This is a genomic window from Bacillus sp. FSL R5-0560, assembly GCF_037966305.1.
GTDB classification, from domain to species: domain Bacteria; phylum Bacillota; class Bacilli; order Bacillales; family Bacillaceae; genus Bacillus; species Bacillus mojavensis.
In genome coordinates, this window is sequence record NZ_CP150195.1 from 1808230 (window position 1) to 1824058 (window position 15829).

Annotated in this window: 13 protein-coding genes; all 13 read left to right on the forward strand. The window is 43.2% G+C overall.

Features of this window, described 5'->3' with window-relative positions:
• Positions 1–3 precede the first annotated feature (3 nt).
• The 13 genes from cdsA (at position 4) to truB (ending at position 15827) form a co-directional block, all read left to right on the forward strand.
• Positions 4–813, forward strand: coding sequence for a phosphatidate cytidylyltransferase (gene cdsA / locus NST56_RS09380; protein ID WP_168747846.1), 810 nt, complete (start codon positions 4–6; stop codon positions 811–813).
• 60 nt (positions 814–873) lie between these two features.
• Positions 874–2025, forward strand: a complete 1152-nt coding sequence (gene dxr / locus NST56_RS09385) for a 1-deoxy-D-xylulose-5-phosphate reductoisomerase (protein WP_010334278.1) — start codon at positions 874–876, stop codon at positions 2023–2025.
• A 6-nt stretch (positions 2026–2031) separates the two neighbouring features.
• Positions 2032–3300 carry an RIP metalloprotease RseP gene (gene rseP, locus NST56_RS09390; protein ID WP_339181480.1) on the forward strand — a complete coding sequence of 423 codons (1269 nt, stop codon included), beginning with the start codon at positions 2032–2034 and terminating at the stop codon, positions 3298–3300.
• A gap of 32 nt (positions 3301–3332) precedes the next feature.
• Complete coding sequence (gene proS / locus NST56_RS09395) at positions 3333–5027, forward strand: proline--tRNA ligase (RefSeq protein ID WP_029441266.1); 1695 nt, start codon at positions 3333–3335, stop codon at positions 5025–5027.
• 109 nt (positions 5028–5136) lie between these two features.
• The gene (locus tag NST56_RS09400; protein WP_339181482.1) at positions 5137–9450 is read left to right on the forward strand and encodes a PolC-type DNA polymerase III; all 4314 of its coding nucleotides are present in this window, start codon (positions 5137–5139) and stop codon (positions 9448–9450) included.
• 332 nt (positions 9451–9782) lie between these two features.
• Positions 9783–10253 carry a ribosome maturation factor RimP gene (gene rimP / locus NST56_RS09405; protein WP_010334281.1) on the forward strand — a complete coding sequence of 157 codons (471 nt, stop codon included), beginning with the start codon at positions 9783–9785 and terminating at the stop codon, positions 10251–10253.
• Positions 10254–10286: 33 nt separating this feature from the next.
• Entirely contained in the window at positions 10287–11405 is a 1119-nt protein-coding gene (nusA, locus tag NST56_RS09410; RefSeq protein WP_010334282.1) for a transcription termination factor NusA, read from the forward strand.
• Between the two features lie 13 nt (positions 11406–11418).
• Positions 11419–11694: a glucose-induced regulator RulR gene (gene rulR / locus NST56_RS09415; RefSeq protein WP_010334283.1), complete on the forward strand. Its 276-nt coding sequence runs from the start codon at positions 11419–11421 to the stop codon at positions 11692–11694.
• 1 nt (position 11695) lies between these two features.
• A complete protein-coding gene (locus NST56_RS09420; protein WP_010334284.1) occupies positions 11696–11998 on the forward strand; it encodes a YlxQ family RNA-binding protein in 303 nt (100 codons plus the stop codon).
• A 19-nt stretch (positions 11999–12017) separates the two neighbouring features.
• Positions 12018–14168 carry a translation initiation factor IF-2 gene (gene infB / locus NST56_RS09425; protein ID WP_010334285.1) on the forward strand — a complete coding sequence of 717 codons (2151 nt, stop codon included), beginning with the start codon at positions 12018–12020 and terminating at the stop codon, positions 14166–14168.
• A complete protein-coding gene (locus NST56_RS09430; protein ID WP_003220950.1) occupies positions 14165–14443 on the forward strand; it encodes a DUF503 domain-containing protein in 279 nt (92 codons plus the stop codon). The genes infB and NST56_RS09430 overlap by 4 nt, the downstream gene beginning before the upstream one ends.
• Before the next feature lie 16 nt (positions 14444–14459).
• Entirely contained in the window at positions 14460–14813 is a 354-nt protein-coding gene (gene rbfA, locus NST56_RS09435) for a 30S ribosome-binding factor RbfA (RefSeq protein ID WP_010334286.1), read from the forward strand.
• Positions 14814–14897: 84 nt separating this feature from the next.
• Entirely contained in the window at positions 14898–15827 is a 930-nt protein-coding gene (gene truB / locus NST56_RS09440; RefSeq protein ID WP_326227043.1) for a tRNA pseudouridine(55) synthase TruB, read from the forward strand.
• Positions 15828–15829 lie beyond the last annotated feature (2 nt).

Genomic DNA, 15829 nt, shown 5'->3' on the forward strand with positions numbered 1-15829 from the left:
AGGATGGTGGACATGAAACAAAGAATTTTGACAGGTGTTCTGGCAGCAATTGTATTTTTATTTTTAGTTATTGTCGGGGAATTGCCGTTCACCATATTAGTTTATGCAATGGGCAGTGTAGCGCTTTTTGAGCTTTTGCGGATGAAAAAACTTAAGCTTGTGTCACTGCCGGGATTGATCAGTCTTTTATTATTGTGGATGTTCTTAATGCCAAGCCAGTATTCTTTTTTTGAAGCGATTGGTATCTCGAAAATTGAAGCGGCTTTGTTCGCAGTACTTATTTTATTGACGTACACAGTATTGGTAAAGAACACTTTTACCTTTGATGAAGTCGGCTTTATTACCCTTGCAACGATTTACATCGGAATGTGTTTTCATTATTTTATTGAAATCAGAAACCTTGATCAGCACGGGCTGACATACATCTTTTATGCCTGTGTCGTGATTTGGTCGACTGATTCCGGTGCATATTTTGTCGGGAAGTCGCTTGGTAAACGAAAACTGTGGCCTGAAATCAGCCCTAATAAAACAGTTGAGGGATTTGTAGGCGGAATTGTCATTGCACTTGTACTCTCGACAATTTTTCAGCTTGTCGCAAACCTGCCGATCCCATATTTCTATCTGCTTTTGATCACGCTGTTTTTGTCTGTTTTCGGACAGATTGGGGATTTAGTAGAATCCGCTCTGAAAAGACATTACGAGGTAAAGGATTCTGGGAAGATTCTTCCCGGGCATGGCGGGGTGCTAGACCGTTTTGACAGTTTTTTGTTTGTCATGCCTTTCTTGTACTTTCTGCTTGCCCTTTTTTCATAAAAAAGTCTAATATGAATATGAGACTGATTATGCAGCAAAAAGAATAGGAGTAGTGGCACTTTGAAAAATATTTGTCTTTTAGGAGCAACAGGATCAATCGGCGAACAGACTCTTGATGTATTGCGTACGCACCAAGACCAATTTCAGCTGATATCTATGTCGTTCGGCAAAAATATTGATAAGGCCGTGCCGATGATAGAGGCCTTTCAGCCGAAGTTTGTATCTGTCGGTGATCTGGATACATATCACAAATTAAAACAAGTTTCTTTTGCATTTGATTGCCAAATCGGGCTTGGAGAAGAAGGCCTGATTGAAGCGGCAGTTATGGAGGAAGTCGATATTGTTGTCAATGCCTTGCTTGGAAGTGTCGGTCTCATCCCTACCTTAAAGGCGATCGAACAGAAAAAAACAATTGCGCTTGCAAATAAGGAAACTCTTGTCACTGCCGGGCATATAGTTAAAGAACATGCTAAGAAATACAATGTTCCGCTGCTGCCCGTTGACAGTGAGCATTCAGCCATTTTTCAAGCGCTACAAGGCGAACAGGCTAAAAACATTGATCGCCTCATCATTACGGCATCCGGCGGAAGTTTTCGGGACAAGACGCGGGAGCAGCTCGAATCAGTTACAATTGAAGATGCATTACAGCACCCGAATTGGTCAATGGGTGCAAAAATCACGATTGATTCGGCTACAATGATGAATAAGGGATTAGAGGTGATTGAGGCGCATTGGCTTTTCGATATTCCATATGAACAAATCGATGTGGTCTTACATAAGGAGAGTATCATCCATTCCATGGTAGAGTTTCATGACAAAAGTGTGATTGCACAGCTTGGCACTCCGGATATGAGGGTTCCGATTCAATATGCGCTCACCTATCCCGACCGATTGCCATTGCCAGACGCCAAAAGACTCGAGCTGTGGGAAATCGGCAGTCTTCATTTTGAGAAAGCTGACTTTGCCAGGTTCCGCTGCTTACAATTTGCCTTTGAATCAGGTAAAATAGGAGGAACAATGCCGACTGTGCTAAACGCGGCAAATGAAGTGGCTGTCGCCGCCTTTTTAGCCGGCAAGATATCGTTTTTGGCGATTGAAGACTGTATCGAAAAGGCATTAAACCGCCATCAGCTTATTCAAAAGCCTAGCTTGGCAGACATTCAGGAAGTGGACAAAGATACCCGGGGATACGTCAATTCAATACTCACATAAGGTGGTATGTTCGTGAATACAGTTATAGCGTTTATCATTATTTTCGGAACGCTCGTTTTCTTCCATGAACTGGGCCATTTGCTGTTAGCCCAAAGAGCGGGAATTTTGTGCCGTGAATTTGCGATCGGCTTTGGTCCAAAAATCTTTTCGTTCAAAAAAAATGAAACGGTGTATACGATCAGACTTCTTCCGGTCGGCGGATTTGTCCGCATGGCCGGAGAGGATCCGGAAATGATTGAGGTGAAACCCGGCTACACGATCGGGCTTCTTTTTAACAAAGAGGATCAGGTTGAAAAAGTCATCATCAATCAAAAGGAAAAATACCCGGATGCTTTAATCATCGAGGTGGAAACGGCGGACCTAGAGCATGACATGAAGATCACCGGCTATGAACAGGGGAAAGAGGATGAGCTTTCCAGCTTTACTGTGAGTGAAACCTCCTTTTTCATTGTAGACGGAGAAGAAGTGCAGATCGCGCCGTATAACCGCCAATTTGGTTCCAAACCTGTGTGGCAGCGAATTAAGGCGATTGCCGCCGGTCCGATTATGAATTTCATATTGGCTTATGTCATTTTAGTGATGCTTGGGCTGATTCAGGGTGTTCCGTCAAATGAGCCTATGCTTGGACAGCTGACAGACAACGGACGGGCGGCCGAAGCAGGGCTAAAAGAAGGAGATTACATTCAAAGCATTAACGGAGAGAAGATGAGGTCCTGGACCGACATTGTCTCTGCGGTAAAAGAAAACCCGGATAAAGAAATTGACGTTGAGGTAAAAAGAGATAACAAAACGCTCCACATTTCAGTTACTCCGGAAGCCGTTAAAGACGAGAACAAAAAAACAATCGGCCGCTTTGGTTCATACGCGCCGACTGAGAAAGGCGTTCTCTCAGCCGTTGCTTACGGTGCAACATCAACTGTTGATGTTACAAAAGCGATATTAACGAATCTCAGTAAATTAGTGACAGGACAATTTAAAATTGATATGCTCTCAGGTCCTGTCGGCATATACGATATGACAGACCAAGTGGCAAAGACGGGAATCATTAATTTATTCCAGTTTGCTGCGTTTTTAAGTATTAACCTTGGTATCGTCAACCTGCTTCCGATTCCGGCTCTTGACGGGGGAAGACTGTTGTTTCTATTTATAGAAGCGATTCGGGGCAAACCGATCAACAGAGATAAAGAAGCCTTTGTGGTGTTTATCGGAGTCGCTTTCCTAATGCTTCTTATGCTGGTCGTTACATGGAACGATATCCAGCGGCTGTTTTTGTAAATGAAAAGTAAATCAATCAGAGGTGCGAAGAAATGAGACAAAGCTTGACGCTTATTCCTACGCTCCGTGAAGTACCAGCTGATGCCGAAGCGAAAAGTCATCAGCTTCTTCTAAGAGCAGGATTTATCAGACAGAATACGAGCGGGGTATACAGCTATATGCCTCTTGCGTATAAGGTTATTCAAAACATTCAGCAGATTGTCCGTGAGGAAATGGAAAAAATCGACGCTGTAGAAATGCTTATGCCCGCGCTGCAGCAGGCTGAGACATGGCAGGAATCAGGCAGATGGTATACGTACGGTCCTGAACTGATGAGACTTAAAGATCGTCACGGCCGTGAATTTGCTTTAGGGGCAACGCATGAAGAAGTGATCACTTCACTCGTTCGCGATGAGGTTAAATCCTATAAGCGTCTCCCTCTGACTCTGTACCAAATCCAGTCTAAGTTCAGGGATGAAAAACGCCCGCGCTTCGGTTTATTAAGAGGCCGCGAATTCATTATGAAGGATGCTTATTCTTTCCATGCTTCCGAAGAGAGCTTGGATGAAACATATCAAAAAATGTACAACGCGTATTCTAATGTTTTCGCCCGCTGCGGCATTAATGTAAGACCTGTTATCGCTGACTCAGGCGCCATGGGTGGAAAAGATACACATGAGTTTATGGCGCTTTCTGAAATCGGAGAGGATACCATTGCGTACTCTGATGAATCCCAATATGCAGCCAATATCGAAATGGCTGAAGTTCTTTATCAGGAAGTCCCTTCAAATGAAGAGCCTATCGCTTTAGAAAAAGTGCACACTCCTAATGTGAAAACGATCGATGAGCTGACTGCATTTTTACAGGTTTCGGCTGAAGCCTGCATTAAATCGGTATTGTTTAAAGCGGATGACCGTTTTGTTCTGGTGCTTGTTAGAGGGGATCACGAAGTAAATGATATTAAAGTGAAGAATCTCCTGCATGCAGAGGTTGTGGAACTTGCTTCTCATGAAGAGGTCGTTCAGCAGCTTGGAACAGAGCCAGGCTTTGTCGGACCTATCGGTGTGAATCAAGAGATTGACGTCTATGCAGATGTCGCTGTTAAAGCAATGGTTAATGCTGTTGCCGGTGCGAATGAAGAAGAGTATCATTATAAAAATGTCAACGTAAACCGGGATGCGCAAATTAAAGAATTTGCAGATCTTCGTTTTATTAAGGAAGGCGATCCGTCACCAGACGGTAAAGGCACGATCCGTTTTGCAGAAGGAATCGAAGTCGGACAAGTCTTTAAGCTTGGAACTCGTTATTCTGAAGCGATGAATGCGACATATTTAGATGAAAACGGACGAGCGCAGCCAATGCTGATGGGCTGTTACGGAATCGGTGTTTCCAGAACCCTTTCTGCCATTGCTGAACAGCATCACGACGAAAAAGGTTTAATATGGCCAAAAAGCGTGGCGCCGTATGATCTTCATATTCTTGCATTGAATATCAAAAACGATGCGCAAAGAGAATTGGCTGAAAAGCTGTACGCTGATTTAAAAGCGAAAGGCTATGAAGTGCTGTATGACGATCGGGCGGAACGCGCCGGCGTAAAATTTGCTGACTCGGATCTAATCGGTCTTCCAATCCGTATTACTGTCGGCAAACGGGCTGATGAAGGAATTGTAGAGGTTAAAATCCGCAAAACGGGTGAGTCAACAGAAGTTTCTGTTGATGAGTTATCTGCTTTTATCAGCAAGCAGTAAACACCATAACGATTTATCAAAAAACATGTTAAAATAGAAATAATAGAAGGTACCTCATTGCCTGAGGTACCTTCACTTATGATGTTTTTAAGGGGGGAATACTGTCTTAATGGAACAGTTATCAGTAAACAGAAGGCAGTTTCAAATTCTTCTGCAGCAGATTAATATGACAGATGATACCTTCATGACATACTTTGAAGATGGCGAGATTGAAAAGCTGACGATACACAAAGCGTCTAAGTCTTGGCATTTTCATTTTAAATTTAAAACTTTGCTGCCTTATCAAATATATAACATGTTAACCATGAGGCTGACTCAATCGTTTGCCCATATTGCAAAAGTGACGTCCTCAATCGCAGTGCATGATGCCGAGGTTGACGAAGGTCTCGTGCAGGATTATTGGACACGCTGCATTGAAGAGCTGCAAGGTATTTCACCGCCGATTATCAGTCTCTTAAGCCAGCAAAAACCGAAGCTGAAGGGCAACAAACTGATTGTCAAAACAAAAACGGATACAGAAGCATCTGCTCTTAAGAACAAATACAGTGCGATGATTCAAGCGGGATACCGTCAATTTGGGTTTCCAGATTTTCAGCTTGATGCTGAAATATTTGTATCTGATCAAGAAGTACAAAAGTTTCGGGAGCAAAAGCTAGCTGAAGACCAAGAGCGGGCAATGCAGGCGTTAATTGAAATGGAAAAGAAAGATAAAGAAAGTGATGAAGATCAAGTTCCTTCAGGACCCCTTGTCATCGGCTATCAAATTAAAGATAACGAGGAAATCAGAACACTTGACAGCATAATGGACGAGGAACGGAGAATTACGGTTCAGGGTTATGTGTTTGATGTGGAAACCAGAGAACTGAAAAGCGGGCGCACGCTGTGCATCTTTAAAATTACTGACTATACAAATAGTATCTTAATTAAAATGTTTGCAAGAGAAAAAGAAGATGCGGCCCTCATGAAGTCTCTGAAAAAAGGTATGTGGGTAAAAGCGCGCGGAAGCATTCAAAACGACACCTTTGTCCGAGATTTGGTCATGATTGCAAACGATGTAAATGAAATAAAAGCAAAAGCCCGTGAGGATACAGCGCCTGAAGGAGAAAAAAGGGTAGAGTTGCATCTGCATTCCCCAATGAGCCAAATGGATGCTGTAACAGGCATCGGAAAGCTTGTCGAACAGGCGAAAAAATGGGGGCATGAGGCGATCGCTTTGACTGACCATGCTGTCGTTCAATCCTTCCCAGATGCGTATTCTGCTGCCCAAAAACATGGAATTAAAATGATTTATGGAATGGAAGCAAATATCGTGGATGACGGGGTGCCGATTGCCTATAATCCCGCACACCGTTTGCTTGATGAAGAAACCTATGTTGTCTTTGACGTCGAGACAACCGGACTATCCGCTGTGTACGATACAATTATTGAACTGGCGGCTGTAAAAGTGAAAGGCGGGGAGATCATTGATAAATTTGAGTCATTTGCCAACCCGCATCGTCCGCTTTCAGCGACTATCATTGAACTGACAGGCATCACTGATGATATGCTGGTCGACGCGCCGGATGTAATAGACGTGATAAGAGATTTCAGAGAATGGATTGGCGATGACATTCTCGTTGCCCATAATGCAAGCTTCGATATGGGATTTTTAAACGTTGCTTTCAAAAAGCTTCTCCAAGTCGAGAAAGCAAAAAACCCTGTCATTGATACGCTGGAGCTCGGCCGTTTCCTTTATCCGGAATTTAAGAATCACCGTCTGAACACACTATGTAAAAAGTTTAACATTGAACTTACACAGCACCACCGTGCGATCTATGATACCGAGGCGACCGCTTATTTGCTTATGAAAATGCTGGAGGATGCTGCTGAAAAGGGTATTCAGTATCATGATCAGCTGAATGAAAATATGGGTCAATCCAACGCTTATCAAAGGTCAAGACCCTATCATGCAACGGTGCTGGCGGTGAACAGCACAGGCTTGAAAAACTTATTTAAGCTCGTTTCACTTTCTCATATTCATTATTTTTACAGAGTGCCGCGTATTCCGAGATCTCAGCTTGAGAAATACAGGGAAGGCCTTCTGATCGGTTCCGCCTGCGACAGAGGAGAGGTTTTTGAAGGCATGATGCAAAAGTCGCCGGAAGAGGTGGAAGATGTTGCGTCATTCTACGATTATCTCGAGGTTCAACCGCCTGAGGTATACCGCCACTTGCTTGAGCTAGAACTGGTTCGCGATGAAAAATCGCTGAAAGAAATCATAACGAATATCACCAAACTCGGTGAAAAGCTTAATAAACCTGTTGTTGCAACAGGAAATGTTCATTATTTGAATGATGAGGACAAAATTTACAGAAAGATTTTAGTATCCTCACAGGGCGGCGCGAATCCGCTGAACAGACATGAACTTCCGAAAGTGCATTTCAGAACGACAGATGAAATGCTTGAAGCTTTTTCCTTCTTAGGGGAAGAAAAAGCGAAGGAAATCGTTGTAACCAACACACAAAAGGTTGCATCTTTAATCGAAGACATCAAGCCGATTAAAGATGACCTATATACGCCGAAAATCGAAGGCGCTGATGAAGAGATCAGGGAAATGAGCTATCAGCGTGCACGAAGCATTTACGGAGAGCAGCTCCCTGAAATTGTTGAAGCGCGTATTGAAAAAGAATTAAAAAGTATCATCGGCCACGGCTTTGCTGTTATTTATTTGATCTCTCATAAACTCGTGAAGAGATCTCTAGATGACGGGTATCTGGTAGGATCACGGGGATCGGTAGGTTCTTCTTTAGTTGCGACACTTACTGAGATCACAGAGGTGAACCCGCTGCCGCCGCACTATATATGTTCTGAATGCCAGCATTCTGAGTTCTTTAATGACGGATCTGTCGGCTCAGGTTTTGATCTGCCTGACAAAATGTGTCCTCATTGCAAAACGCCTTTGAAAAAAGACGGGCACGATATTCCGTTTGAAACGTTCCTGGGATTTAAAGGAGATAAAGTACCTGATATCGATTTGAACTTCTCTGGGGAATATCAGCCGCAGGCCCACAATTATACAAAAGTATTGTTCGGAGAAGACAACGTATATCGTGCCGGAACGATCGGTACGGTTGCAGAAAAAACAGCCTACGGTTATGTAAAAGGCTATGCCGGCGACAATAATCTCCATATGCGCGGCGCCGAAATCGACCGGCTTGTGCAGGGCTGTACAGGTGTAAAACGGACGACCGGACAGCACCCTGGCGGTATTATCGTAGTTCCTGATTATATGGATATTTATGATTTCTCTCCGATTCAGTTTCCGGCAGATGCGACAGGTTCTGAATGGAAAACGACGCATTTTGACTTCCATTCCATTCATGACAACCTGCTGAAGCTTGATATTCTGGGGCACGATGATCCGACGGTAATCCGTATGCTCCAAGATTTAAGCGGCATTGATCCGAAAACGATTCCGACGGATGACCCTGAAGTAATGAAAATCTTCCAAGGAACCGAATCACTCGGTGTCACTCAGGAACAGATAGGATGTAAAACGGGCACCTTGGGAATCCCTGAATTCGGAACCCGCTTTGTCCGGCAAATGCTTGAAGACACAAAGCCGACAACATTTTCTGAGCTCGTTCAGATTTCAGGGCTGTCTCACGGAACAGATGTATGGCTCGGCAATGCCCAAGAACTCATTCACAATAATATTTGTGAGCTGAGTGAGGTGATCGGCTGCCGTGATGACATTATGGTTTATTTAATCTATCAAGGCCTCGAGCCGTCACTGGCGTTTAAAATCATGGAATTTGTGCGTAAAGGAAAAGGTTTAACGCCTGAATGGGAAGAAGAAATGAAAAATAACAATGTCCCAGACTGGTATATCGATTCCTGCAAAAAGATTAAATACATGTTCCCGAAAGCCCATGCCGCGGCTTATGTATTAATGGCAGTCCGCATTGCTTACTTTAAAGTGCATCACGCGCTACTGTATTATGCGGCTTATTTTACCGTTCGTGCAGACGACTTTGATATCGATACGATGATCAAAGGCTCCACAGCAATCAAAGCTGTAATGGAGGATATCAACTCCAAAGGGCTTGATGCGTCACCGAAGGAAAAAAACCTTCTCACAGTATTAGAGTTAGCGCTGGAAATGTGTGAAAGAGGCTATTCGTTCCAAAAAGTCGATTTATACCGCTCCAGTGCAACGGAATTTATTATTGACGGCAACAGTCTGATCCCGCCGTTTAATTCTATTCCTGGTTTAGGTACGAACGCCGCTCTAAATATTGTAAAGGCCCGTGAAGAAGGAGAATTTCTCTCAAAAGAAGATTTGCAAAAGAGAGGGAAAGTATCAAAAACGATTTTAGAGTATTTAGATCGTCACGGCTGTTTGGAGTCATTGCCGGATCAAAACCAATTATCGCTGTTTTAGCATATAAAAGCAGAATTTCTTAAGAAATTCTGCTTTTATGCATACATGTGCGGCAAAAGTGCAATCGTATGATGAGAGCCCCTGTGATCAGCTTAACAGCGTAAAGGTAAACGTATATCCATTTGCAATAAAAATATGGTTATGGTATAGTTTTATTGGAAATGCTAACGATTACCGAGGCAAAGAGTGGGGAAACCCGCTCTTTTGTATTGAACAAGACAATTTTGTCTCGACATGTTCATCGTTTACTTTAAAGCCCCTGCTCTTTTGAAGCAGGGTTTTTATGCAGAGTGACGAGTGAATATGATATCGACAGCACAAGGAGGAAGAACATGAGCAAAAAAGTGACTGACACCGTTCAAGAAATGGCTCAGCCAATCGTAGACAGCCTTCAGCTTGAACTCGTTGACATTGAATTCGTCAAAGAGGGTCAAAGCTGGTTCCTTCGCGTGTTTATTGATTCCGATGACGGTGTGGATATTGAGGAATGTGCCAAAGTAAGCGAAGCTCTAAGCGAGAAGCTTGATGAGGCAGACCCAATCAGCCAAAATTACTTTCTTGAGGTTTCATCCCCGGGAGCTGAGCGTCCATTAAAGAAAAAAGCCGATTTTGAAAAATCACTAGGGAAAAATGTATACATTAAGACCTATGAGCCGATTGACGGCGTAAAAGTGTTTGAAGGAGAGCTGGCTGAATTTGATGGACAAACAGTGACAGTTGAGATGACAATCAAAACAAGAAAGAAACGGATCGATATTCCGTATGAAAAAATAGCTAACGCAAGATTAGCTGTAACATTCTAATGAATATAAGTTTTAAGGGGGGAGACCGTTAACATGAGCAGTGAATTATTAGATGCTCTCACCATTCTTGAGAAAGAAAAAGGCATCAGCAAAGAAATTATCATTGAAGCAATCGAAGCTGCTTTAATTTCTGCTTATAAGCGCAATTTTAATCAGGCGCAAAATGTACGGGTGGATTTGAACCGTGAAACAGGTTCAATCCGTGTATTCGCAAGAAAAGATGTCGTTGATGAGGTATATGATCAAAGACTGGAGATCTCAATCGAAGAGGCGCAAAGCATCCATCCGGAATATATGGTGGGCGATGTTGTAGAGATTGAAGTAACGCCTAAGGATTTCGGACGCATTGCAGCCCAAACAGCGAAGCAGGTCGTGACACAGCGTGTGCGCGAAGCTGAACGCGGTGTGATCTATTCTGAGTTTATTGACCGTGAAGAAGACATCATGACAGGTATCGTCCAGCGCCTGGACAACAAGTTTATCTATGTGTCTTTAGGAAAAATTGAAGCCTTGCTGCCGGTTAATGAGCAAATGCCGAATGAAAGCTATAAGCCTCATGACCGCATTAAGGTGTATATCACAAAAGTAGAAAAAACGACGAAAGGCCCGCAGATTTATGTGTCAAGAACACACCCAGGCCTCTTAAAGCGTTTATTTGAAATCGAAGTGCCAGAAATTTATGATGGAACTGTGGAGCTGAAATCTGTTGCCAGAGAAGCAGGCGACCGTTCGAAAATTTCTGTCCGCACAGATGATCCTGATGTGGATCCGGTAGGCTCTTGCGTCGGTCCTAAAGGCCAGCGTGTTCAGGCGATTGTCAATGAATTAAAAGGTGAAAAAATTGACATTGTCAACTGGTCGAATGACCCTGTAGAATTTGTCGCGAATGCGCTCAGCCCTTCGAAAGTGCTGGATGTCATCGTGAATGAAGAAGAAAAAGCGACAACTGTTATTGTTCCTGATTACCAGCTGTCTCTGGCGATTGGCAAAAGAGGACAAAACGCACGCTTAGCTGCTAAATTGACAGGCTGGAAGATTGATATTAAGAGCGAAACAGACGCAAGAGAGCTTGGAATCTATCCGAGAGAACTTGAAGAAGACGACGAAGAGCCGCTCTTTACGGAGCCTGAAACTGCTGAATCGGATGAATAAGAGGTGACCTTAGGTGAATAAACACAAAAAAATCCCGTTACGCAAGTGTGTGGTGACTGGTGAAATGAAGCCTAAAAAGGAACTAATCCGAGTTGTTCGTTCAAAAGAAGGCGAAATCTCAGTAGATCCGACCGGGAAAAAGAACGGGCGGGGTGCTTATTTAACGCTGGATAAAGAGTGCATCTTAGCAGCAAAAAAGAAAAACACTTTGCAAAATCAATTTCAATCACAAATCGATGACCAGATTTTCGAAGAATTGCTGGAACTGGCGGAAAAGGTGAAAAAATAAAATGTCTGGAATGGAATGGTTTCCCTTGCTGGGTCTGGCCAATCGAGCTCGTAAGGTCGTGTCAGGCGAAGACTTGGTTATTAAAGAAGTCAGGAATGCGCGTGCGAAGCTTGTCCTGCTTACAGAGGATGCATCATCTAACACAGCAAAGAAAGTAACCGACAAGTGCAATTATTATAAAGTTCCTTATAAAAAAGTCGCGAATCGCGCGGTTCTTGGCCGCTCTATCGGTAAAGAATCCCGTGTCGTTGTCGCCGTCACTGACCAAGGTTTTGCGAATAAGCTAATCAGCTTGCTCGATTAATATTTTTGGGGGTGAACGAATGGCTAAAATGAGAGTATACGAATATGCAAAAGCGTTAAATGTTTCAAGTAAGGAAATTTTGACCGCACTGAAGAACATGGATTTAGAAGTGAATAATCATATGGCCATGCTTGAAGAAAAGGCCATTAAACAGCTTGATGCCAAATTTAAAAAAGGCGGCGCAGCCGTTAAATCTCAAAAGCCTGCGGAAACGAACAAAAACAAACAGCCGCAAGGGGTAAATCAGCAGTCTGCTGGAAATCAACCAAATAAAATTCGAGACGGAAAGAAGAATGACGTGCAGAATAATCAATTTAACAAAAACAAGAAGAATAACAACAACAAAAAAAATAAACGCAACAATAACAACAACAGAAACCAACATCAGCAAAAGCCTGTGAAGCCGAAAAAAGAGCTTCCTGAAAAAATTACGTTCTCAGGCACTTTAACAGTTGGCGCACTGGCAGAAGAGCTAGGCAAAGAGCCTTCTGAACTCATCAAAAAACTGATGCTTCTTGGTGTTATGGCGACCATTAACCAAGAGCTCGATAAAGACACAATCGAACTGATTGCATCAGAATACGGTGTTGAAACTGAAGAAGTTATTGTCCTTGAAGAAACTGAATTAGAGAAATACGAAGAGCCTGATAAAGAAGAGGATCTTGAAATTCGTCCTCCTGTCGTTACAATCATGGGTCACGTTGACCATGGGAAAACAACGCTTCTTGACAGCATCCGTAAAACAAAGGTTGTTGAAGGGGAAGCTGGCGGAATCACTCAGCATATCGGAGCCTACCAAATCGAAGAAAACGGCAAGAAAATCACTTTCTTGGATACGCCGGGTCACGCCGCATTTACAACCATGCGTGCACGCGGTGCGGAAGTAACCGATATTACGATCCTAGTTGTTGCTGCGGATGACGGTGTAATGCCGCAAACAGTAGAGGCGATCAATCACGCGAAAGCAGCTGAAGTACCGATCATCGTTGCTGTAAATAAAATTGATAAAGAAGCTGCGAACCCTGACCGTGTCATGCAAGAACTGACGGAATACGGACTAGTGCCTGAAGCTTGGGGCGGAGAAACGATTTTTGTGCCGCTTTCCGCTTTAACTGGAAAAGGCATTGATGAACTTATTGAAATGATTTTGCTTGTCAGTGAGGTAGAGGAACTGAAAGCGAACCCGAACCGCCAGGCAAAAGGAACTGTTATCGAAGCAGAACTGGATAAAGGCAGAGGGTCAGTTGCGACATTGCTCGTACAGACTGGAACACTGCATGTCGGTGATCCGATCGTAGTCGGCAATACATTTGGCCGTGTCCGTGCAATGGTCAATGATATCGGACGCCGTGTAAAAACAGCGGGCCCGTCTACACCGGTTGAAATTACTGGTCTAAATGACGTGCCTCAAGCAGGAGATCAATTCCTTGTCTTTAAAGACGAAAAAACAGCTCGTTCTGTTGGAGAAGCCCGTGCTTCCAAACAGCTTGAAGAGCAGCGCAGCGATAAAGCAAAGCTGAGTCTTGACGACTTATTCGAGCAAATTAAACAAGGTGATGTAAAAGACATCAACCTTATCGTAAAAGCTGACGTTCAAGGATCTGCCGAAGCTTTAACAGCCGCACTTCAAAAAATTGAAGTTGAAGGTGTTAAAGTGAAAATCATCCACACAGGCGTTGGTGCAATCACAGAATCTGACATTATTTTAGCATCTGCTTCCAATGCAATTGTTATCGGGTTTAATGTGAGACCGGACGGTAATGCTAAGAGTACGGCTGAAGCTGAAAACGTAGATATTCGTCTTCACCGTATTATTTACAAAGTAATTGACGAGATTGAAGCAGCTATGAAAGGTATGCTTGATCCTGAATATGAAGAAAAAGTAATTGGTCAAGTAGAAGTGCGCCAAACATTCAAAGTATCAAAAATCGGTACGATTGCCGGCGGATATGTTACTGAAGGAACAATCACGCGCAATAGCGGTCTCCGTTTAATTCGTGACGGCGTCGTAATCTTCGAAGGCGAAGTGGACGTTCTGAAACGCTTTAAAGACGATGTGAAAGAAGTTTCACAAGGCTACGAATGTGGTATAACGATTAAGAAATACAATGACATTCGTGAAGGTGACATCCTTGAAGCGTTTGTCATGCAAGAAATTGAAAGAACGTGATCGGATTTGCGGAATGTGAATGCATCATTTATGATGCAGGATCGTTAAAAGAAAAGCGTGCCGTTCTAAAGCGGATCTTAACCAGGGTTCAAAATAAGTTCAATGTTTCGATTTCGGAGATTGGCTATCAGGACACATGGCAAAGAACCAGCTTTGGAATCGCCGCTGTTTCTTCCTCTCGCGTTCAAACAGAAAAAGAATTGCAGCGTGTTCTTGCGTTTATCGATTCTTTTCCTGAAATTGAACGGACGATCACTAGAACAGAGTGGTTTTAACTTAGAGGTGATTGAATTGAGTATGAGAGCAAACCGTGTTGGCGAGCAAATGAAAAAAGAGCTCGGTGATATTATCAGCCGAAAGCTGAAGGATCCGAGAATTGGTTTTCTGACAGTAACAGATGTACGTGTATCAGGTGATTTGCAAATTGCAAAGGTGTATATTTCCGTTCTCGGAGACGAGAAAAAACGGGAAGAAGCGCTGAAAGGACTGGCTAAGGCGAAAGGGTTTATACGCTCTGAAATCGGCAGTCGCATCAGACTTCGTAAAACGCCTGAGATTGAATTTGAGTTCGATGAATCAATTGATTACGGAAACCGAATCGAAACATTGATTCACCAATTGAATTCAGAGAACCCGTCTGAATAACAAATGAAGAGGATAGGCGTTCGTCGTCTGTCCTCTTTTCTGCGTTTTAAAGAAAATTTACACAACAGAAGGAGTGAAAGGCATATGGTTAACGGAGTTCTCCTTTTACATAAACCGGTAGGCATGACATCGCATGATTGTGTCATGAAGATCCGGAAGCTGCTTAAAACAAAAAAAGTCGGACACACGGGAACGCTCGATCCTGAGGTATCAGGTGTGCTTCCGATTTGTGTAGGCCGGGCAACAAAAATTGTTGAATATTTAACTGAGAAATCTAAAACATATGATGCTGAAATTACGCTTGGCATTTCAACGACGACAGAGGATCAAACCGGAGAACCCGTTGATACAAAGCCAGTAGTTCAAACTATTGATGAAGCAAAAGTAGAAAAGGTGTTAAACAGCTTAAAGGGAAAACAAGAACAAATTCCCCCGATGTATTCAGCAGTAAAGGTAAACGGCAAAAAATTATATGAGTATGCAAGAGCGGGACTTGAAGTAGAACGGCCAAAACGTCTTATTACCATTGAAGACATTGCGCTCACAACAGGGGTTAAACATAATGGAGAGACAGCGAGTTTCCGGTTTACGGTAACATGTTCAAAAGGAACATATGTGCGGACACTGGCGGTTATGATTGGCGAAAAGCTCGGATATCCGGCTCATATGTCTCATTTGATCCGTACGGCGTCCGGTGACTTTTCCCTTGATGAATGCTTTACGTTCGAAGAGCTGGAAGCTCAAGCCGAATCCGGAACTATAACAGAGCATACAGTCTCTATTGAACGTGCGCTCAATCATTTGCCGAAATGGATCATAAGTGATACATTAGCTAAGAAAGTAGAAAATGGGGCTTTGCTTGAAACACCTGAACAATTCTCGGATCTGACAAGCGACGACCGTATCGCAGTCTATACGGAATCCGGAAGCTGTCTGGCGATTTATTTCCCCCATCCTACAAAACACGGGCTGTTAAAGCCGGCAAAAGTATTGATGCAAAAAAGCGAACAATAGAA

Bases quoted from the DNA above. Each gene is read 5' to 3' on its own strand.
- cdsA (WP_168747846.1), top strand. From the start codon at position 4: ATGGTGGACATGAAACAAAGAATTTTGACAGGTGTTCTGGCAGCAATT.
- rseP (WP_339181480.1), top strand. From the start codon at position 2,032: ATGTTCGTGAATACAGTTATAGCGTTTATCATTATTTTCGGAACGCTC.
- proS (WP_029441266.1), top strand. From the start codon at position 3,333: ATGAGACAAAGCTTGACGCTTATTCCTACGCTCCGTGAAGTACCAGCT.
- NST56_RS09400 (WP_339181482.1), top strand. From the start codon at position 5,137: ATGGAACAGTTATCAGTAAACAGAAGGCAGTTTCAAATTCTTCTGCAG.
- rimP (WP_010334281.1), top strand. From the start codon at position 9,783: ATGAGCAAAAAAGTGACTGACACCGTTCAAGAAATGGCTCAGCCAATC.
- nusA (WP_010334282.1), top strand. From the start codon at position 10,287: ATGAGCAGTGAATTATTAGATGCTCTCACCATTCTTGAGAAAGAAAAA.
- NST56_RS09420 (WP_010334284.1), top strand. From the start codon at position 11,696: ATGTCTGGAATGGAATGGTTTCCCTTGCTGGGTCTGGCCAATCGAGCT.
- infB (WP_010334285.1), top strand. From the start codon at position 12,018: ATGGCTAAAATGAGAGTATACGAATATGCAAAAGCGTTAAATGTTTCA.
- truB (WP_326227043.1), top strand. From the start codon at position 14,898: ATGGTTAACGGAGTTCTCCTTTTACATAAACCGGTAGGCATGACATCG.